Here is a 20683-nt window from a genome sequence, read left to right as displayed (position 1 = left end):
TATAATCCCATCAGAAGACATTCTGCCCTCGGGTATAAATCGCCGGTGCAGTTCGAGACGGCGAACCGTAAATTAATGACAGAACCTCTCCACTAAATAAGGGCAAGTCCAGGAAGGCCGGGGACACCGGCCCGGACGAGCGCCAGCGATCCCTTGGCAGCGCGCGGGGGCAGCGCCCCTAGCCAAACCCGCCCGGCATGAGCGCCAGCGGGTGCCGGGCATCAGGATCTGATCGGGATGTGCAAAGCCACAAACCCGGAAATCCGCACATCCTGATTGCCGTATTTCCTGACAGGCGGTGACGGCCATGACCATGACGAAGCCCCGCTCGGGCGAGCGGGGCTTCTGGAGATGTCCGTCTCAGTCGCCGTTGCGGCGAGACCAGATGAGGTTGTGGCCTTCGCCGTCCTCGCCCTCGACAAGGCTGGCGTAGATCGGGCCGGGGAAGCTCGGATCGTCCAGCTTGACGGAGAGATATTCGCGCTGCGTCTCGCGGGCGGTCTTCTTCCAGGCCGCTCCGAATTCCGTGGCCCCTGCGAAGATACGGAAGTCGGGACCGCGCTCGCTGTCGCCCTCGGTGGGCACGAATTTCACGGCCTTGACGTTGAGGGTCAGGGTCTTGACCGCGCCGGTGAAGCCAGCCGAGCCGTTGTCGTTCTTGGTGAAGGTGCCGATGGTCGCCATTGCCGTGTTCCTTTTCGCATCCGGCCGCGCCCATCGCGACCTCGATGGTGGTCGTGCGACCGGGGACGATCGGCCCCGCACCCGTAGGGCGGAAATGCAATGGCCGGCGGCCGACGACGGCTTTTTTGCTTCGCGATGCAAAGCGCGCTCGTGCGCGGCGGAAAAAAGCTGGCGACCGACGTTGCGGGAAGACGAGCGAGGCGCAGCCGGTCTTCGGTCAGACCCAATCCATTCGAGGACGCTGTGGGTGTGGCCGACAGTGAAATCCGACGAACACGGCACTGGTGGCGGTTGGCCTCCGCCCCGGACGTGAAACGGTGGAGAACTGTCGATCGGTTCAACCTGCTCCTGACCTTCGAGGCAAGGCCCGTCCATCATCCACGAGCAGACGCGGTTGCTTCCCGATCTTCAGCTCCCTCGTAGCGCGCGCTTCGATAGGCCGGAGACGATCACCCAGCGGAGCCGTGACTGTTCTCTCCAAAGGGCGATCCACGATTCCACGCGCACCGCCCGGCCGAAGATGTCGATGCCGAGAACGGAGACCCGCCCTCATGGTCCCGCTGCGGTTACTGTGAACAGGCATCTTCAGAAGCCTGGCTCACCAGAGCGGGTTCATCAGCGGAACGGCCATCAACGGCCGCTCTTCGCGTTAGCGATTGAAGCCGAATGGCGGAAACGCGCCCTTGGCGGGGTTCCGGCGCAGCCGAAAGCGCGGCCCGGAGGGCAACGCCCCTCGAAACCTCCCGACATATGTGCAATCGATGGATGATCAGTCGAATCAGAACAACTGAAGCTGATCTTGATCTGGGGGGAATATTTTATGATGCTGCCAAGTCCGACGCATTCGAACTACACAAATCTGCTTACGGACATTGAGCGCGGACAGATCAAGATTCCACAATTCCAGCGTGATTTCGTCTGGACGATCCAGAAGTCCGCAGCGTTGCTCGACAGCATTATCAAAGGATATCCGGTCGGAACCTTTATATTCTGGTCGACGAAGGAACGCCTGCGTAGTGTCCGGGACTTGGGCAACACGCCTTTGCCGGAACCCAAGGAAGGCGAGACCGTCTCATTCGTGCTCGATGGCCAGCAGCGTCTCACCAGCCTCTATGCGTCGCTTCGCGGCCTGAAGGTTCAGCGCAATTCCGGAAAGGAAGATGATTTCGCTCAGATGTTCATCAACCTCGAAGCGAGCGAGGACGATCAGATCGTTCTGACCGAGGTTTCGGACTTGCCGGACGCAACCTGGATACGGCTGCATGACCTGATCTACGGCGGTTTCCAGCAGCTCGCGGCCTTTCCGCAGCACTACCATGCCCGCCTCTCCGAATATCGCCGCCGGGTGGAGTCCTATGACTTCTCGATCATCCAGGTGAAGGATGTTCCGATCGACGTCGCAACGGAAATTTTTACCCGCATCAATGTCGGCGGCAAACCGCTGAGCGTCTTTGAGATCATGGTCGCCAAGACCTACGACGAGGTGCGGGAGTTCGACCTGTCGGAGAAATTTGATGAGCTGATCGCCAGGCTGGAACCGCTGGACTACGAAACCGTCTCGGACGCCACGCTGCTCCAACTGGTCTCTCTGATCCTGACAAAGGATTGCAAGAAACAGACGATCCTCAAACTCAGCAAAACGGCATTCATCGATGCGTGGCCACGTGCGATCGACGCCTTCGAGCGAGCGGTCGAATTCTTCCGCAACAGCTATCGGATTCCGGTCTCCCAGTTGCTGCCATACAATACGCTGCTCGTGCCGTTCGCGTATTTCTTCTACCACCATCCTGACAAGCCCTCGGCCGAGCAAAGACCGCTGCTGGAGGACTTCTTCTGGCGCTGCTCCCTCGGGGCGCGATACTCGTCGTCCGTGGAAAGCAAGCTGGCGCAGGATGTGCGACGGATCGATCTGATCCTTGACAGAAAGTCACCGGACTACGACTGGGCCGTCGATATCACGCCGGAATTCCTGCTCGACAACGGCTGGTTCAACGCGGGCAGAAGCTCGATCAAGGCGATCCTGTGCCTCTATGCGTTCCAGCAGCCCAAATCGTTCAATGACAATTCTTTGGTCAGTATCCGGAACTACTGGCTGAAACAGGCCAACAGCAAGAACTATCACCATTTCTTCCCACGCGCTTATCTCGGCAAGGCGAAGGTTGAAGAGTGGAAGATCAATAACATCCTGAACATCACGATCGTCGATGACTATCTGAACAAGCGGGAAATCCGCGCCAAGCCACCTGCGACCTATATGAAGGGCTTCAAGAAATCCAACAAGGCGCTTGCCGAAACCATGAGTTCCCATCTCATCGGCGATCTGGACGAATTCGGCGTTTGGGACAACGACTACGAGGCCTTCCTTCAGCAACGCGCGCTGTTGATCAGCGCAGAGTTGGGAAAGCGCATCATCTCGCGGCAGATCGATACGGATGGTCAGCCGGCACGGGATGACGATTATGAGGAAGAGATGGCCGGCTTCGAGTGATCCTGCCTCACTGCGAAGGGCAGATAGATGGATACATCGCCGGGCACGTCCCGACGACGTATCATCGATGGACGGTTAGCTATTCTGCTCCACCTCGCCGCCTGCCAACCGCATCAGCGCCGCCACGCCGACAAAGCCGCCACCGATGATGCAGAAAATCTGCCGCCAGATTTCGGACGGCACGGCCTCGCGCGTGACGCCGTGGACAAGGGCGTAGCCCGCGACGGCGGCGGGCGCGGCGAAGACCAGCGCCACGGTCAGGCGCAGGACCGGCGAGCGCAGCGACGCGAAGGCGAACACCAGCAAGCCATAGGCTGCGGCCCCGGCAACGAGGCCGACAAGGCCCGCGCCGATCAAACCGGAGCCGGTGGCGTAGGCCAAGCGCGCGGCTTCCACGGCGAGCATGAAGGGCAGCGCATAGACGGCCAGCGTATAGGCCAGGACGCACAGTCCCGCGATCAGCGCCACGCTCATCAACATCACGGCGATCATGATGGTTCTCCATAGGGCCGATGACGGTCGCCGTCATCGGACAGTCGAGGTCAGCCGGTCGCGCGGTGAACATCGCGCGACCGGAATTTTGGGGGTGTCGGGCGAACGGCAGGCCGGGACCGCTGGTGCGATCCCGGCCCGATCCTCACTCGGCAGCGATCTGGAAGGCGTCACCGTTCGGCTGTTGCTCGTCCAGCCACGCGGGCCGCGCCGTCCTCATCACGGCTGGGAGCCAGTCGGTTTCGGCGAGAAGCTGCTCGGCAGCCTCCGCCATGTCCGTCTTCTTCAAGCCCGCTATCCGCTCCGCCGCCGCATCGCTGACGGCTTCGCGCACGGCGGCGAGGATATGCGCCTTGGTGACGCGCCCGAGATAGGTCCGCACCGTGGGCGTCCAGTGCGCCGTCATGTCGAGCGCCACCGCCGTCGCCAGCTTATCCGCTGTCGCATGAGCGTGGGGCTTGCGCTCCCAAGGCTGCTTGACCGCATTGACGGTGAGCGAGGCGCAATGGGCGAACAGCGCCATGACACTGGCATGGTCCAGAGCGGCAATGAAGCCCCACAGATCGGCCACCTCACGCGGCATATCCGCCGCCCATCCCGCATGACGATCCGCCAGCGCCTTGCCCGCCGCCGTGTCCTCGATGCCGTCCGCGTGGGATGCGAGGAAGCTGCTGGTCGGGCGGATTTCGAGGCAGGCGGCGTCCACCCCGCGATAGAAGGTCTGCGCCGCCAGCGCATGGGTGACGGCGATCAACGCCATGTCCGGCTGCTCACCCAAGGCAAGGCGAAGGCCCAGCGTCCGGTGCGAGGTCAGATCGCGGATGAGAAGGTCCGACAGCGGCTTACCCGCATCCCCGGTATCTTCGTCCTCGGTCTCGAGCGCGGAAACGGCATTGCCGTCCTCGTCCCGGTCGCCGTCTTCGATGATCTCGCCATCGCCGTTGACGCGAACGCCGTCGATCACGCCGCCGCCTTCGCCGTCCGCATCCTCTTCGGGTTCCGGCTTCTCATCCTCGGCCCGGATGAAGCCACGTTCGATGCGGGCTTCCCCGTCGTGGGAGAGGATGACGAACATACCACCGCGGGCGATCTCGTCGGCATCATAGGCATGACGCAGGGTGTCTATGCGCTCGATCTCGGCTTCCAACGCTCCGAACCGCTGATCCACCTCGTCGGGCAGTTCCTCGGCGCTGTCATACTGCTCTGTCAGCGCATCATATTCGCACTGCGCGGCGGCATAGGCTGCTTCGTCTTCCGCCGTCAGCGCGACCGGATGTGGATAGGTGCGGCGCAGGCCGTTGCCGTGCGGATAGTCGATATGGACAGAAGCCCATTTCCAGCCTTCTTCGGCCTTTACGCGCTCCGCGATCTCCTCCAGCTTCTCGATGACAAGCCGGTCCACCAACGTGGCATCTTCATAGAAGCCGCCGCGATCCTCGGTGAACAGGTCGCGCAGGATCACGCCGCCCGCTTCGGTGTAGGCCTCCGCGCCGACGAACATCGCCCGCCGATCCGTCGCCGCGATGTGCATCCGGGTCAGGTCGCGGCGGATGGTCGAGGGGTCCTTGTTCCACGACAGGTTCTCATAGACCTGCTCCTGCCGGGTCGGATCGTCCACGATGGCGAAGGCCATCAACTGCTCCAAGGTCAATCCACCGTCGCGATAGACCTGCATCAGCTTGGGGCTTACGGCACCGAGGCGCATCCGCTGGCGCACGACATGCGCCGTCACCCCGAAGCGGGCGGCGATTTCCTCCGCGCCCCAACCGCGTGTTTCGGCAAGTTCTCGGAAGCGCTCGAACTGGTCGGCGGGCGAGAGGTCTTCGCGGGTGACGTTCTCGTCCAGGCTGATTTCGCTGGCATCGTTCACGGTGTCGATGACGCAACGGACCAACTCGGTCTTCTTGATCTGCTTGCGCTTCACGCGCAGCAACTGCGCCAACCTGCGGCCTTCCCCGATACTGACCAGATAGGAGCCGGTCGCGGTCCCCTCGGCATCAAGCTCGGGCTCCACCACGAGGTTCTGCAGGATGCCCTTGGCGTGAATGCTCGCCGCCTTCGCCTCGATAGAGGCCTCGCTGTGCGGCGTCTTCCGGGCATTGTTCGGATGCTTCTTCAGCTTGTTGAGCGGGATGAACATTTCCGTGCCGGTCACGGTCACGGCGGCAGGGGTGGCGGTCGTCTCGATGGTAGTGGTGGTCATGGTCTTTCTCCTATGGGCTTGGGTTTCGCGCAGCGAAGCGCCGCGCTGAAACCCTGCCCGCCGCGAGGGCGGAGCCCTTAGCGAACAGCCCCGGCCAGAGCGGAGTGGAGGTCGGGCCGATGGATCGGACAGGGTACTTGCTGCTGAAGCCTAAAATTCTATTGCCCTGATCACCGTACGTTCAGGACGATGTGCGGAAGGGGGCAAACCGAAGCTTATGAAAACGCAGAGGAACAGTCTTTTCCTGCGAGTCAAAGTGATGCACTGTGTTGCAACTCGAATCACATTCCGCTAAAGTGAACAATAGGGGAACATCAGGAGGCCCGCCATGAGTGATCGATCAAAAAAGCTCGGCCCGCGGGTCACCGTTAGCATCACGCCGGGAGACTATGACACGCTGAACACGCTCGCGAACAAAGATGATGTGTCCGTTTCGTGGGTCATACGGCGCGCCATCAACGAATATCTGCGTCGGCATCATCCGCCGACGCGAGCATTGGGGCGGCCGGCGCCCGAAAAGCAACCGGCGGCACCAGAGCGCACATGACACAAATGAAAATGCCGGGGGAGTCCGAACGCATGACATACATTCAGCCCAGGCCACGCAAATCCGTGCCGTCGATGCCGGAAAAGTCCCTGGATGCGCTGTATCGGCGGCCGCTGGCCGCAAAGCGCACCGGTGCCCTTTATGGGGCCTTTCCGTACCCGACAAAAATCTCACCGGAAGCGATTGCTCTCTATATCGCCGCCCACACAAAACCCGGCGACACCGTGTTCGATGGATTTGGTGGTAGCGGGACCACCGGCCTCGCCGCACTGCTTTGCGAGAGGCCCACAGACGAACTGCGCGCCGAAGCGGTCCGGTTGGGCTTGAATGTACAATGGGGTGCCCGCAATGCCGTATTGTACGAACTGGGCGCGCTCGGCGCGTTTGTGGGGCGGACGTTGACCAATCCGCCCGATCCCGTTGCCTTCAGGAAGGCCGCCGAAGATGTGCTGGCCGCCGCCGAGAGCGAAGACGGCTGGATGTACGAGGCGCGCGACCCGTCTGGTGCGAAGGGCTCTATCCGGCATCTGATCTGGAGCGACAATCTGCGCTGCCCCGGCTGCAACAGCGTCGTCGCGTTGTGGGATGCATGCGTTTCACTCGACCCGGCGGAAATTTCCTCGAACTTCTCTTGTCCGAAATGCCGCCATGAGAGTCCGATGGATCAGGTGCAGCGGGTCACTGTTCAGGAGCGCGACGACGTTCTGGGCGAGAAGCGTGCGTTGCGCGGACGAACCATGGCCCGTGTGTATGGTGCAACCGGCAAAAAGCGCTGGTCTCGTCCGGCCACAGCCGCTGACCTGGCCCTTCTAAAAAAGATAGATGCCGAACCGATCCCGTCTTCCGTTCCGCAGGCGCTCATTCCGTGGGGCGACCTCTATCGGAAGGGTTACCATCAGGGGATTACGCACGTTCATCATTTCTACACGCGGCGCAATCTCATCGTTTTCGCGCGCATGTGGGACCGCGTGGAATCCTATCGCGGGGCACTCCGTGAAGGGTTGCGATTCTGGCTGCTGAGCTACAACGCGGCCCACGGCACGATCATGACGCGCGTCGTGGCAAAATCCGATCAGAAAGACCTGGTCGTCACCAGCGCACAGCCGGGCGTTCTGTACGTTAGCGGCCTGCCGGTTGAGAAGAATTTCTTTGCCGGGTTGCGGCGTAAGCTGACAACGATTTCGCAGGCGTTTGAGATCATTCACGGCAGCAGCGGAAAGGTCGAAGTCGTTCAGGGCTCAAGCTGCAAAGTCGGGCTGCCTTCCGGGAGCATCGACTATGTGTTCACTGACCCGCCCTTTGGGGCCAATATACCGTATGCGGAACTCAGCTTCATAAACGAAGCGTGGCTCAAGAGATTCACTGACCGGACGGACGAGGCCATTGTCAGTCCCGATCAGGACAAATCTATCAACGAATATCAGGAGCTGCTTACCCGGTCATTCAGCGAGGCGCGCCGGATATTAAAGCCCTCCGGCAAAGCCACAATGGTCTTCCATTCCGCCTCCGCCGACGTGTGGAATGCCCTGCAACGCGCCTATCAGGATGCCGGTTTCGATGTCGAGTATGCGGGGGTTCTTGACAAGAAGCAGGGCAGCTTCAAGCAAGTCACGACGCAAGGAGCCGTGCGTGGTGATCCGGTGCTTCTCCTGGGACCGCGCCGCAAGGCCGTGAAGAAGGCCGAGGGGGACGATTGTGTCTGGACGGTTGCCACAGCCTTGCATCGCGCCGCTTCCGCCGCGCATGACCCGGACGAAGTGACCGCACAGAGGCTTTACTCGCGACTCGTGACGCACTTCCTCAGCCGTCACAAGCAAGTACCGCTCGACGCTGATGTCTTCTACCGCTGGTACGCGGAACAATCGATGCCGGGAGTTTTATGCAGTGCCGGCGACTGACACTGTCGGCGCGATCAGGTCCTCCGCCCGGTCCTTTGAGGAAAGCCTGCCGCCGGACCAGCGGAAACGTCTGGGGCAGTTCTTCACCGGCCTGCCGCTAGGGACGCTCCTGGCGCACCTTGCGTTCGATCAGGATCGCCGCGCTGTGATCGACCCGATGGCCGGTCACGGCGACCTGCTCGACGCTGCCGCGATGACAGCGCGGACGCGGGGATTTCAGATCGAGCGGCTGGACGGCATAGAGCTCGATCCCAACACAGCCGCCTTCTGCGGACGCAGGATGACGGGATTGGAAGCAGATGGCGCTGTCACCGGCTCCCGCATCGTCACGGGCAGCGCTTTCGATCCTTCAAATGTCGCCGCGCTGCATGCTCCCGGCTACGATCTCGTCATCACCAATCCTCCCTACGTGCGCTATCAGTCGCAAAACGGCGACGGCGCGGGTGTTGATGACGTGCGCCGGGGCCTTTCCGCTATCGTTGACGCGCGCGTATCAGGCGACGAGCGCGCACTCTGGCAGACGCTCGTTGAAGGGTATTCCGGCCTTGCCGATCTCTCGGTGCCGTCCTGGCTCCTGTCTGCCCTGCTGACGCGGCCGGGCGGCCGCCTAGCACTGGTCGTTCCCGCCACATGGCGTTCGCGAGATTACGCCGATGTCGTGCGCTACCTGCTGCTGCGCCTCCTTCGCCTTGAGTTCATCGTCGCCGATACCCAGCCGGGCTGGTTTTCCGATGCGCTGGTACGTACGCATCTCGTAGTCGCGCGGCGGCTGCCGTGGGATGAGGCGGCAGCGCCGCTGGCTGGCCGCACGTCATGGCCGTCCGCCTGCTGGCTGCAAATTGCGCCGGAGGCGGCCAGCGGGGCGTCTCTTGTCGGCGGCGCTTTTCCCGGACCGGAACCAGAGCGGGACTTCGCAGACTGGACGGTCACGATGACCCGGGAGGTGCAGGGTGTCGAGTGCCGTCCGTTTGCGCTGCAAGAGGAATGGCGCACACTGGAACAGCGGCTGGGGCGCAAGGGCTGGTTTCAAAAAGCAGAGGACCGGCGCGACACGCTGCCGCTTTTTTCGCATGGCAATGCGAGACCGGCAGCCGTGCCGGAAGGGTTGCGGGACATGCTGCCTCCCGGCGCTGCCCCGGCACATCTCCAGACGCTCGAACAAGCAGGCATCCGGGTCAGTCAGGGCCTGCGTTCGGGATGCAACCGGTTTTTCTACGTGAAGCTTGCCGGCGATGATGACGGCGAAACCGTTGCCGTTGAAGTATCGGACAGCTTCCAGAATGTGCAGTTTCGCGTTCCTGCGGATGCGTTGCGGCCCGTTCTCCATCGCCAGGCCGATATGCCGGCCTTTATACGCGGTCACTTGCCGCCGACCCGTGCGCTTGATCTGTCGCAGTGGGTTCTGCCGGAAGACGAGACCGTGGTCGCGCGTGCGGCAGAGACATACCGCAAGCGTGGCGAATCCGCGCCCCGTGTCATGCCTGCCGCATTGGCGGCCTTCGTCACGCGGGCGGCCCGCCTTGCACCGGACCCGAAAGAACCCGCCCGTTTCATCCCCGATCTATCAGCCGTTCGCACCAATACCCGCCAGCCGGTCAACGGACGCGACATCCCCCGTTTCTGGTACATGCTGCCGGCTTTCACCCCCCGCCATCTGCCCGCGATCTTCACGCCGCGGATCAATCACGGGACGCCGGTGGTCGCGCTCAATACGCAGCCGCCTATCCTGATTGACGCAAATTTCTCGACGATGTGGCCGGAGCAGAAGCGGTGGACGCGTCACGCGCTCTACGCCTTGTTCAACAGCAGTTGGTGCCGCGCGGCCATGGAATCAGCAGGAACGCCACTTGGCGGCGGCGCTCTCAAACTGGAAGCGACGCACATCCGTCAGGTCCCGGTTCCCTCGTTGTCTGACAGCGACTGTCAGACGCTTGAGGCGCTCGGGCAGCAACTGGCGGCATCCGCGCCGTCAGCCCAGCACCAGATCGACATGCTCATCCTGAGCGCGGTGCTGCCCGGCCTCAATGAGAAATACCTGAAAACGGCGGCGCGGCATATCGAGGCACGCCTCCAGGCCGCCTGTACCGCCCGCCAAAGGATCGCTTCATGACAGCTGATATAGCCCGCATAAGTGAAACCATCGGACGTTGCCGCATGCTGCGCGACGCGGGTCATGTCGAGGCGGTGCTGCGCGCGGAATTCCAGGGCCGGCTGCGGCTGATGTTTCCAGACACCGCTCATGAAAACTGGATCAACAATTATACGGAAGGCGCGGAAGCGCACACCAAGGTCGGCATGGCCTCCGGCAAGGCGGCCTCCCGATTCATTGATAACCTCGTGGGTTCAACCACGATCGAATATGAATCCGACCTGCGCAACAACGTGAAACGCGATACCGGATACGCGCAGGTGCAGGAGCAAACCGCAGGACTCGTACGCGCCGGTATGCCGGTCTCGACGGTGCGGGGCGTGCTGTCCGATACAGTCGAATGGTACGCCTATGATGCCGTACTGACGCCCGGCGTCGATCCGTCCGCCTGCACGGCTGCCGATATTTCGCTGGTCGTTATTGATGAGCTGAAGCTGGCCGACGAAGGCGCGGTCTCCGCCGAACGGCTCGGCGCATTCATTCGAAAACATCTGGCGCGCGAACAGTCTCGGCCTTTGCGCGCTGAATTCCTCGCTTCCGATCTAGGCATGGACTCGGTCGCGTACAAAAGCAGTGCCGCGCCATTGTCGGCGCTGGTGGACGAGGGGCGGAAGGCCGAGCCCTCAGCCAGCTTGGCAACCGAACTCTGGTCCCGGTTTGTCGATCATCTTGAAGGGCCGACAGGCACCTTTCGCACGACCGCGTATGTCGATGAAGCCTACGTGACCATTCTGGCGCGGCTCCTGAGCGCGAACGTCTTGACAGGAAAGGCACTGCTGAGCACGGACGACGAGCTGCGCGCGATTCTCAACGGCGACTTCTTCCGTCACAATTTCCAGCTCGAGAATGTCGTCGAGCAGGATTATTTCGGCTGGCTTTTGGGGCCTGCCTACATGGACCGGCTTGTGACTGTGGCCCGCGATCTCCAGCGTGACCTCTACGCCTATGATTTCAGCTGGTATCCCGAAGAAGATTTGTTTGGCCGCCTTATGGCGCAACTCGCGCGCCGCAGCCAACGCAAGCTGCTAGGTCAGGAATGGACGCCGCATTGGCTCGCCCGGCTGCTTGCCGATCGCTGCCTCGATGGCCTTCCTGAGGGCGAGAGCCCGCGCATCGTCGATATGTGCTGCGGATCCGGCACGATGCTCGCCGAAATCATCAAGGCCACAAAGGCGCGTTTTGGCTTTTCCACCATCGACAAGCTGGAAGATGTCGCGACCGGCTTTGACATTGACCCGCTGGCCGTCAGCCTGGCCAAGACCACATGGGTTGTCAGCCTGTCGGTCGAGATCAAGGCGGCGACGAAACCGATTGTGATCCCCGTCTATCATGCGGATTCGCTGTTCGCCGTCACGCCGGTTTCAGCCTCAGTGCCGCTGGTTGGCGAGAGCGATACGATTCCCGTATCGCTTGACGGTACGACGGTTCTGCTGCCGACGGCGCTGGTACAGCCGGCATATCGCGACTTTTTCGACCGTATCGTTGACTGGGCCTATGACGAAGCGCGCGAAGCGCAGCGGCGTGGCACGGTTGCGGGCTTCAGCAAGGCGGACGTCGACAGCTTTCTCGACGGCGCCATCGCGGCTTTCAGCGTCAGCCTGTCGCCAGAGCTTCACAAACAACTCTCTGCCGCGCTTTACCCGCTGGCGTATCGCATGGCCGAACTGGCCGTCGCCGGGCGCAATGGCATTTGGGCCTTCATCCTGCGGAATACATACAGGCCGGGTCTTTTGACCGGCCACTTTAACGGGCTTGTTTCTAATCCGCCGTGGCTGGCGATGAGCGGGCTGGCCGATAATCCGTACAGGGACCTGCTCAAAGGCAGGGCAAAGCTCTACGGCATCCAGCCTGCGGGGCAGTCATTTCTCCACCTTGAGCTGGGAACGATGCACCTGCTTCATGCCATTGACCGGTATCTCGGGCCGGATGCCTCCGTTGCCTGCCTCGTGCCGGGGACGGTGCTGAACGGAAATCATCACGAGCGGCTGCGGCAGCATGAATTCCTGAACAGCGAACGTCCCGTGCCGCTCGACATTGCCGAGGTGTGGCAGGTCGCGCCCGGAACCTTCAAATATCCCGGCGCGGCGCTAATCGGCCATAAGAGGACGGATACGACCGGGCTTCCGCGACCTGCCTTTGCCGGTCGCGTCGCGACAGACGCGGGACTGGACACCGCCGATTTTTCTATCCGCAATATCGGCACGTCGCGGAGCGCATGGGTGCTCGAAAAGGGCGGCAGTCCGGCGGCGACCGGCGGCGGAGGACGTTTGCCGCAGCAGGGAGCCGATCTCATGCCGCGCACAGCCGTGTGCGTCGACATCATCCAAGATTCAGGAGCGGAATACCGCGTCGATACTCCGACACGTGCGTCCCCCTGGGGCTTTACGATCAAATCAGCCAAGGAAATGGCCACCGAACGCTTTCCCGGCCACGTCGCGCCCCGCTTCATCTTCCGTATGGCGCAGTCGGAAAACCTGCTTCCGTTCGTTCTCGGTGTGCATCGTGCGCCCCTGGCCCTGCCGGCGCTGCGCGCGCCAGATGGGACGTGGAGCATTCTCGACGAGTCCGAAGTCCGTCGGCAGGGATTTACCCAGACGGCGCGGCGCTTCGCGGCGATAAACCAAAAACTCAAGGCGGTCGGAAAAGGGAAATCACTGCAAGAACGTGTCGATGAGAGGGGCAAGCTGTCCAAGCAGGTCTTCGGTGCCGATGGTTATCTCATACTGGCCGGTGCCGGCGGCAAGATCATATGCGCCGCGTGCGTTCCGCTCGCGGAGGCTAAGGACATTGTCGTTGACCAGACCCTCTACTGGAAGGTTGTCGCGGATGAGCGGGAAGCGTGGTTCCAGGTCGGCATGCTCAACAGCGTGGCCCTGACCAACGCCACCCTCGCGTTCAACCCGAAAGGCGATTTCGGCGAACGGCATCTCCATACACTGCCATACCGAATGATGCCCGCATACGATCCCGGCAATGACGATCATAAGAAGATCGCCGGTCTCGCAAAGGACCTTGCTGCCCTTGCCGCCGGTCATTGCACGACAGACGTTTATTTGAGCGACCCTGCAAAGGCCCTGCCGGCGCGCCGTCGGAAGTTGCGCGCGCTGCTCGAAGGATCGCCGCTGTTGCCGCAGCTTGAGGCCTTTGCTGCGCTTGTATTGGAGGCAACACCCATGGCAACGATCGATCCCGATGTGATCGAGGAAGGCTGACGCGTGCTGATCGTACAGAATGCAGCAACGCCCGCGAATATTCGCAATGCCGTTGTCGATATGATCGCGGCGGGTGCGACCGACGTGCGCGTAGCATCAGCCTATGTCACGTTCGGCGGCGCCAGCATCCTGCTCAACGCGCTCGCCGATTCTGTCACCCCTGCCGCGTTTGCCGCCATGCCGAAGACGCTTGTAACATCATTCGACTTCGGCCTCACCGAGCCGCAAGCCCTGCGCCATTGGCAGGAGTCGGGAAATGCGACAGTGCATGTCTCAGGGGCACAAAGGCTTGCCCAAGGCTCACTGATGCCGCTGCGGGCATTTCACCCCAAGCTCTACACGTTCGGCAGGAACGCGCAGAGCTGTAGCGCGCTGATCGGTTCTTCCAACCTTACCAGTCGCGGGTTCAGCGTGAACACGGAGGCCGCGTGGCTTCAGCAGGACGTTCCGCGCGCATCAATCGATGCCGCTATGGCGAGCGCGCGTTTTGATACAACACCGCTGACTGAGGAATTGCTACAGGCCTATACGGCGCTGCGGCAGGCGCAACCGCCGCCAGCAGAAATAGAACAGGAAGCGCAACCCGTAGCGCCGCCCGCGCCGATAAATGTTGGTGGGCTTCCCTTGTTCAGGGTCGCCATCGAAACGGGCGCTGTTAATCCCGCAAACTACAGCGCCATGTGGATTCACGGCGAAGCCCTGCAAGGCGGGTCACGCAACCAGCTTGAACTCCCTCGCGGCGGTCACAGGTTTTTCGGTTTTGTGTTCACGCAATACGACTACCCGCACAATTTGACGATCGGGGAGCCGGTTCTTCGCAGCGGCGCGCGCGCATGGAACGACGGCCGTCTGACATGGCACGGCAATAATCGTATGGAACGCATGAATTTGCCGACCGCTGCACAAGGCGGATTCGAGTATGCGGACACGGCTGTCATGTTTCGCCGTCTGGCGGACGGCTCATTTGAGCTGATTGTCACGCCGTGGGATTCAGACCTGGCGCGTTCCTGGCGGCAGGCTTCGGCCCAGCGACAAACCTTATTTCGGCTCGGCACAGTCGCGACGAGCCGGGTTGTGGGGCTGTTGTAGGAATAGGGGTTGCCGGCGCGTCTCCGGTCTTCGTCGAAGATCCCCGGTCCGTCGTTCTGTCCGCCTCCGCCTTTACGGCCAACGTCTGTTTTTCGGACGCCATTAGCTCAGGGCATTCTGCCTTGTTCTGATCGATTCCGCCCAGTCGGCCAGGATTTTGATATCGGCGAGGATATCGTCCGGTGGAGGAACGGACCCGTCCCGTGCCCGCGACGGGTCATGAGCCTCCACCAGGTCGCTGCATTTCTTGAAGTTCTTGCGGAAAGTCTCGACATCCGCGCCTTCAATGACCGTCACCCTTTTCAGGTTCTTGGTGTCGATATAATCCCGGTGCCGGTGGATGACCCCGGCAAAGGCCACGTCTTCGAGCCCGCGCTCCCACGTTGCCCGGAGCCGGTCGTAGATCTTCACTGCGGTGTCGCGATATCCTTCTTCATCGTTCGCGTCATAGAGATTACGCGCTTCCCGTGCCGCTTTTTCCAGCTTGTCGATCCGGTCGCGGATGCCGGCATGCTGCCAGGGCAATCCCTCGCTGACCATACCTGTACCGGCAGGGCCGCGTGACAGGCTGACAAGCTTCATGGGAATGCTTTCGCGGACGCTCTTGTCGTGCAGGTCGTTCACAAACACCATGTCGTGGGTGAAGACGATGATCTGGCGCGCCTTGGATTCCTCGACCAGCCGTTCTGCCACTTTTTCGCGCCAGCGATGATCGAGCGATGTCACCGGGTCATCAAACACGAGAGCGGATTTATGGGATGCCGTCGCCAGTTCGGTGAGGAAAGCGGCCAGTGCTACGCATGTTTGCTCGCCCTCGCTCAGGACCATGTGGACCTTGGCTTTCGGGTTGGCAAAGAGGCGCACCTGATAGTTGGGCGAGCCGTATTGCCCGCCTGAACGGACGATTTCCACGCGCACTTTTTCCGCAGCCAGACGGACGATTTCCGACTGGAACTGGTCGCGCATCTTCGGGGTGATGACGTTATCGGCGATGTCATTCCCGAGCTTGGTGATGGCGTTGGTCGCCGTGTCCGCGATGCAGGCGCGCAGTATCCGCAGATCGTCCAAGCGCTTGATTTCTTTCTTGGCGGTTTCAAGCAGATCAGGGACGGCGCCCCGGTCCTTCAAGGCATCGCGTTCAAGGATCAGTTTGTTGCGGCCTTCCATGTCGGTAGCTTCATCAAGTTCCACGGCATAAGCTTCAAGCGTGCCCGCCAGCGTCTCCAGTTCGGCTTTTGGTGAAGGCGCGAGCGGCGGCAGCACAAGCGCATCAGCAGACGAAAGCGCACGGATGCATTTAAGGCGCCGCAAATCCGCGCTGGCGACGAAGCGCAGGACGCTGCGGGCGAGGCTGCCATGTTGAAGGGCTATGCGCTGCCGCGCCTGCGCCATAATGCGCACATCCAGCTTGCGCGCCGTGAACACGGCAAGAGCATCGGAGAATTCCTGCTCGGCACTTGCCGCTTGTGACTCGGCATCGGCCCGGATGAATGACTCAAAACCGCCCATGCGGCTTTTGGCTTCGGCGCTGAGTGCCTGATGGCAAAGGACGCAGGCTTCGTCGCCCACAGGAGGGAAGGGGGAGCCGGGATAGGCCGTTTGTTCAGAGTAGCGGCGCGCCGCCTCCCACAAGGTGCGCCACGTTTCCGCGCCGACGCCGGGAATGGCAAGACCGTCGAACGTATCGCGCGCGGCGAGATTGGCTGCTGCCCGCTTACTTCGTGCCGCGTCGGCCAGTGCCTTCAGCCCAACCAGCGGCCCGTCATCGTAGGTGGTGGCGATCCTGTCCAGGGTCGCTATCAGTTGCCGGACGTTGCCCGCAAAGAGCCGCTGTTCGGCGGCGGCGTCCGCCGGGTTCTTCAGAAGGTCTTTATCGAGGCGCGCCAGCCTTGCGCGTTCATCGGCGGTCATCGCGCCGAGCTTCTCGAACGCCCCCAGGTTGGTGTTATGGCTCAGGGCCGACATGATCGCCCCCACCGGCGTGGCGGTATTCCATGTCGGCTTATCAAATACCGGGTCACGGACGGCGTTGAGTTGCGTTTCTTCAGCGCCCAGTTTTTGCTTGAGCGCCTGGCAAACGCCCGCGAGGTCGTCGGGAATGTCCAGCCCGAAGGGCCTGAAAGCCACTTCGTTCTTTTCCTGCACATGCACTGATCCGCAGTCCCGGTCAAAGACGCTGACTGCCGAGAGCACCGCGTCCGGCTTGCTGTCATCCGTCCAGCTGATGGGCGGTTCGGCTGATCCATCCTTGAGGATTGTGAAGGTGCCTGTTGCCTTACCCGCCGGCGGCGGGTTGTATGCATCGGGCATGATCTCGCCCGCCTTGCGGGCGCGGCAGGCCCGCTTGAGGACACGCCCGTAGCCGGATTTGCCGGACCCGTTCGGCCCGTAAACGATTGTCAGTCCCGTGGCCTCAAACGGCAAAGTCTGGCCCGGTGCAAGCTGGTTCACACCGACAATGTCGCTGACGCTGGACAGAGCTATGGATTCGCCGCCGGCTGGGGTCGCAGGCAGATGTGCCGCTTCGAGCACCGCCGCTTCCAACGTAATGCCTTCGGCGCCATGCTCCTTTTTGCACAAGGCCAGTATGTCGGTGACAGCCGCCTCATCGGGAGTCCCGCCGGTCACGATCCGGCGCAGCGCATCCCTTTGCCAGAGGGGACGGTCAGCTGACCAGTCGAGTATGGCTTCGAGTACAGCCTTGTTTGCTTTCTTATTCATTCTGTTTGCCCCCGGCGCGCGCACCTTTTCCCCGTATAGATGATAGCGCCGAAAGCCCGCCAATATTGTCTCAGTAACAGACCGAATCCACGCCCGCGTAGAATAGCATGTAACCTGCGGCTGTGCCCGGTCAGAGGCCAGGCGGGCGCTGCCCCCGCTCTCAAAGAGTCTAAAGGATTTTCATTTCACCTTGGAGGGCGAAACCGATGGCTCTTGCCCATTCTACAGTTGGGGAATGTGGGCAACGAACGCCACAGGAGAGCTTTAGAGGGCTATAGCGTAGACGTAGTGCTCATCTTCATCGGGCGTGGCCCGCCACATTGGGAATTTTAGCGTTATTTGCGAACGACTTATCTTGCCAATCACCGCCGAATACCGCACCCGTCACATATTGCGTCCTAGTGCGGCGAACGCCTGAACGATGGCCTCGACGACGACGCGCACTCGCGCCGTGGCTGCGAGGTCGTGATGTAGCGCCAGCCAGACGTCATAGGTTTGCGCACGCTGGCTATCCGGCCAGATGCGCACGAGATTGGGATCGAGTTGCGCGACATATTCAGGCAACTCGCCGAGCGCCATGCCTGCGCGGATAAAAGTTGCGAGCATCAGGCTGGAATCCAGTTCGGCGACAATCCTGCCACCGTCGCGTCGCTCGCCAGCCAACATATGATCCTGCCGATCCGTGACGCCCGATTTGTAGATGGCGATGTCATGGCCAGCAAATCCGCCACCAGGTGTCGGCAGGCCGCGACGTTCGATATAATCCCGGCTGGCGAAGAGGCCAACCGGCCAAGTCACCAGGCGACGAGCGATAAGATCCGGCTGCTCCGGGCGCTGCGTGCGGATCGCGACATCGGCCTCCCGCCTTCCGAGATCGAGAAGGCGTGTTGTCGTGCTCAGGATCACGCGCACATCGGGATAGCTGTTTCGTAGCGTTTCGATTGCGGACACGACAAAATCCATAGCCAGCGAATCCGTGGTGCTGACGCGCACCTCGCCCTCGATTTTCGCATCACTGCCTTCGGAACGACGCGCGAAGGACACAGCCAGACGCTCCATGTCTTCCGCCACACCGAGCACCTCGAGACCGCTCTCTGTCAGAATGAGACCCGTCTTCGTTCTCAAGAAGAGCCGGCTTGCGAGCGTGTTCTCAAGCACACCAATGCGCCGGCCGACCGTCGTCTGGTCGATGCCTAACTCCTGTCCCGCCGCGCGCAACGTTCCCGCCCGGCTGACCGCCAGAAACAGGCGGACATCATCCCAGTTCATCGAAGCCCTCATGCTGCATATTCGCAGCACAATAATGCATTTCGATGCATTTATACACAGCCATGATGTCGATAGGATCTAACCGAACTTTTCCATCGCTCCCCGACACACTCATTCCCGGATCATCATGCGCCCCACCCATATCGCGGTCGTGGCGATGCTCAGCGCCTTTGGCCTCATCGCTTCTGACATCTACCTCCCCGCCATGCCGGCCATGGCCGGCGATCTCTCCATCGCCGACAGGTTCATGCCGATTACAGTATCGGTCTATCTCTTCGGACTGGCCACGGCCCAACTCGGTTATGGCCCGCTCTCCGACCGTTACGGCCGCAAACCTGTGCTGGTGGCAGGCATTCTAATCTACATCGCTGCTTCGATCGGTTGCGCCATGGCATCGGGTTTCTGGATGCTGCTCGTCTGGCGGATTCTCCAGGCAATCGGGGCTGCGGCGGGACTCGTGATCGGCCGCGCGATAATCGCCGATCTTTGCGATAAGACCGGCTCGGCGCATGTCTATGCCATCGTCTATCCGCTGGTGTCGCTGTCACCGGCGCTGGCGCCAGCCGTGGGCGGGCATCTCGCTACCGCATGGGGATGGCGGGCCGACTTCCTGTTCGTCGCGCTGTTCGGTGTGGCGGCGCTCGTGATGGTGCTTGTGCTTCTGCCGGAGACACACCCGGAACGTCGGCGTCACACATATAGTGCTCCATTTTCCAACTTCGGCCTCGTCCTGCGCGACGCAGGCTTTCGCCGCTATGCCCTCATTGTCTGCGCGATCTACTGCGCGTGGTTCATCTATCTCACCCAATCGCCGTTCCTGTTCGAACGGTCGGGCTGGAGCGAGGCGGAAAGCGGCTGGCTTTATCTGCCGCTCAGCGCCTGTATCATCGGCGCCAACATCCTCAGCAAGAAGCTGCTCGGTCGTATTCCTTATAACAGGATTATAGGTGCCGGGATTGCCTGCTTCACGCTCGGAGGCGCCTGCTTCGTCCTTTTGGCGGTCCTTGGAATATCCAGCGTCTGGGCCGTGATGTTGCCGATGTGCCTGGTCAGCCTCGCCAATGGCTCTTCCCTGTCGCTCGCCGTATCGGGCGCGATTGCTGGCGATCACGGAAAGTCTGCGACGGCCTCAGGTCTTGTCGGCTTCTTCCAGATTGGCAGCGCCGGGATCGTCGCCCTCGCGGTCAGCGCCACATTCGGCACGAGCCCTGCCGTCCTCGGATATTCCGTCCTGCTGCTCGGCGTGAGCGCGGCAGGGGCGCTGGCGCTCGGCACGAGATGAGGACGTTCCGACAGCGGACCAGTGGGCTGGTGAGAACAGAAAGCTGAAACGCCCGCAACGCCTAACCTCTGCGCCCAAAATGCGGCATTAGAGGGCTATAGCGTAGACATAGTGCTCATCTTCGTCGGGCATGGCCCGCCAATTCCGTGAAAATAGCGATCTTTGCGAACGGTATTACCGCCGAAAGCCGCCGATTGCCGTTTCGATACACCAACGTTCCGCGGTATTTGGCGTCAATCTCGCTATAACGGCTTGAGACCGCGATCCGCCGCGATTGATTTCAGGCCTTTGTTAAGCCGCTCGCGGGTCGATCGGGAACACCAGCAGTGTCGAGGTTGCGGACGCGCAGAGCCGTTCCTGCGAGTCGATCAGCCGTGCTTCGGAGAAAGCAACGCTGTCAATCGGCGTTTAAACGGGACCCCTTATCGGCGTCCAAAAAGTACCCCTCCTTTAGGTTGCAAGGTTTAGCGTGCGCGGGCCCGAAACTTTAAATTTAGTGCAGGGTCTGCGCGCGCGGGTCGTTAGCGTTCTTCGGCTTTAGGCTCAGGACTCATTGCTTTCCGAGCCAGAATATAACGGCTGCTGCGAGATCTATTGCTGCACGGAACACGACCGGGCAGCGATCATAACGGGTAGCAATTCTTCGCCA

General features: G+C 61.5%; 12 protein-coding genes and 1 pseudogene. 7 read left to right on the top strand and 6 right to left on the bottom strand.

Annotated elements, in window-relative coordinates:
* Positions 1–360: 360 nt before the first annotated feature.
* Complete coding sequence (locus ABE530_RS18460) at positions 361–684, bottom strand: DUF736 domain-containing protein (protein ID WP_499695549.1); 324 nt, start codon at positions 682–684, stop codon at positions 361–363.
* Positions 685–1504: 820 nt separating this feature from the next.
* Here ABE530_RS18460 and ABE530_RS18455 point away from each other — a divergent pair.
* Positions 1505–3172: a GmrSD restriction endonuclease domain-containing protein gene (locus ABE530_RS18455; RefSeq protein ID WP_499695548.1), complete on the top strand. Its 1668-nt coding sequence runs from the start codon at positions 1505–1507 to the stop codon at positions 3170–3172.
* Between the two features lie 75 nt (positions 3173–3247).
* Here ABE530_RS18455 and ABE530_RS18450 read toward each other — a convergent pair whose 3' ends face one another.
* Together ABE530_RS18450 and ABE530_RS18445 are read right to left on the bottom strand one after the other, a co-directional pair.
* The gene (locus ABE530_RS18450; RefSeq protein WP_499695547.1) at positions 3248–3664 is read right to left on the bottom strand and encodes a hypothetical protein; all 417 of its coding nucleotides are present in this window, start codon (positions 3662–3664) and stop codon (positions 3248–3250) included.
* Between the two features lie 145 nt (positions 3665–3809).
* Positions 3810–5867, bottom strand: coding sequence for a ParB/RepB/Spo0J family partition protein (locus ABE530_RS18445; RefSeq protein WP_499695546.1), 2058 nt, complete (start codon positions 5865–5867; stop codon positions 3810–3812).
* A 328-nt stretch (positions 5868–6195) separates the two neighbouring features.
* Between ABE530_RS18445 and ABE530_RS18440 the strand changes: the two genes are divergently transcribed.
* Genes ABE530_RS18440 through ABE530_RS18420 form a run of 5 tightly spaced genes read left to right on the top strand, consistent with a single transcriptional unit; the run spans position 6196 to position 14762 of the window.
* On the top strand, positions 6196–6414 hold the full coding sequence (locus ABE530_RS18440; protein ID WP_499695545.1) for a ribbon-helix-helix protein, CopG family: 219 nt from the start codon (positions 6196–6198) through the stop codon (positions 6412–6414).
* A 32-nt stretch (positions 6415–6446) separates the two neighbouring features.
* Positions 6447–8312: a DNA methyltransferase gene (locus ABE530_RS18435; protein ID WP_499695544.1), complete on the top strand. Its 1866-nt coding sequence runs from the start codon at positions 6447–6449 to the stop codon at positions 8310–8312.
* Complete coding sequence (locus ABE530_RS18430; RefSeq protein WP_499695543.1) at positions 8299–10422, top strand: N-6 DNA methylase; 2124 nt, start codon at positions 8299–8301, stop codon at positions 10420–10422. Before ABE530_RS18435 ends, ABE530_RS18430 begins: the two co-directional genes overlap by 14 nt.
* The gene (locus ABE530_RS18425) at positions 10419–13673 is read left to right on the top strand and encodes an N-6 DNA methylase (protein WP_499695542.1); all 3255 of its coding nucleotides are present in this window, start codon (positions 10419–10421) and stop codon (positions 13671–13673) included. The genes ABE530_RS18430 and ABE530_RS18425 overlap by 4 nt, the downstream gene beginning before the upstream one ends.
* Before the next feature lie 3 nt (positions 13674–13676).
* Complete coding sequence (locus tag ABE530_RS18420) at positions 13677–14762, top strand: restriction endonuclease PLD domain-containing protein (RefSeq protein WP_499695541.1); 1086 nt, start codon at positions 13677–13679, stop codon at positions 14760–14762.
* 102 nt (positions 14763–14864) lie between these two features.
* On the opposite strand, the gene ABE530_RS18415 is transcribed toward ABE530_RS18420, so the two are convergent.
* Positions 14865–17483 carry an AAA family ATPase gene (locus ABE530_RS18415; protein ID WP_499695540.1) on the bottom strand — a complete coding sequence of 873 codons (2619 nt, stop codon included), beginning with the start codon at positions 17481–17483 and terminating at the stop codon, positions 14865–14867.
* Positions 17484–17867: 384 nt separating this feature from the next.
* Positions 17868–18752, bottom strand: coding sequence for a LysR family transcriptional regulator (locus ABE530_RS18410; RefSeq protein ID WP_499695539.1), 885 nt, complete (start codon positions 18750–18752; stop codon positions 17868–17870).
* A gap of 127 nt (positions 18753–18879) precedes the next feature.
* Here ABE530_RS18410 and ABE530_RS18405 point away from each other — a divergent pair, with 127 nt between their 5' ends.
* Complete coding sequence (locus tag ABE530_RS18405) at positions 18880–20034, top strand: multidrug effflux MFS transporter (RefSeq protein ID WP_499695538.1); 1155 nt, start codon at positions 18880–18882, stop codon at positions 20032–20034.
* A gap of 550 nt (positions 20035–20584) precedes the next feature.
* Here the strand turns inward: ABE530_RS18405 and ABE530_RS18400 are convergent.
* Positions 20585–20683: pseudogene (locus ABE530_RS18400) on the bottom strand (IS5/IS1182 family transposase); the annotation flags it as partial.

This window comes from Brucella sp. TWI559, from assembly GCF_039674265.1.
In the GTDB taxonomy this organism is placed as follows: domain Bacteria; phylum Pseudomonadota; class Alphaproteobacteria; order Rhizobiales; family Rhizobiaceae; genus Brucella; species Brucella chromiisoli.
Note: the sequence above shows the minus strand (reverse complement) of the source record. Positions and strands in the feature narration are given on the sequence as shown.

Coding starts and splice junctions, on each gene's coding strand:
- ABE530_RS18435 (WP_499695544.1), top strand. CDS start 6,447: ATGACATACATTCAGCCCAGGCCACGCAAATCCGTGCCGTCGATGCCG.
- ABE530_RS18405 (WP_499695538.1), top strand. CDS start 18,880: ATGCGCCCCACCCATATCGCGGTCGTGGCGATGCTCAGCGCCTTTGGC.
- ABE530_RS18410 (WP_499695539.1), bottom strand. CDS start 18,752: ATGAACTGGGATGATGTCCGCCTGTTTCTGGCGGTCAGCCGGGCGGGA.
- ABE530_RS18460 (WP_499695549.1), bottom strand. CDS start 684: ATGGCGACCATCGGCACCTTCACCAAGAACGACAACGGCTCGGCTGGC.
- ABE530_RS18425 (WP_499695542.1), top strand. CDS start 10,419: ATGACAGCTGATATAGCCCGCATAAGTGAAACCATCGGACGTTGCCGC.
- ABE530_RS18440 (WP_499695545.1), top strand. CDS start 6,196: ATGAGTGATCGATCAAAAAAGCTCGGCCCGCGGGTCACCGTTAGCATC.
- ABE530_RS18415 (WP_499695540.1), bottom strand. CDS start 17,483: ATGAATAAGAAAGCAAACAAGGCTGTACTCGAAGCCATACTCGACTGG.
- ABE530_RS18455 (WP_499695548.1), top strand. CDS start 1,505: ATGATGCTGCCAAGTCCGACGCATTCGAACTACACAAATCTGCTTACG.
- ABE530_RS18445 (WP_499695546.1), bottom strand. CDS start 5,867: ATGACCACCACTACCATCGAGACGACCGCCACCCCTGCCGCCGTGACC.
- ABE530_RS18450 (WP_499695547.1), bottom strand. CDS start 3,664: ATGATCGCCGTGATGTTGATGAGCGTGGCGCTGATCGCGGGACTGTGC.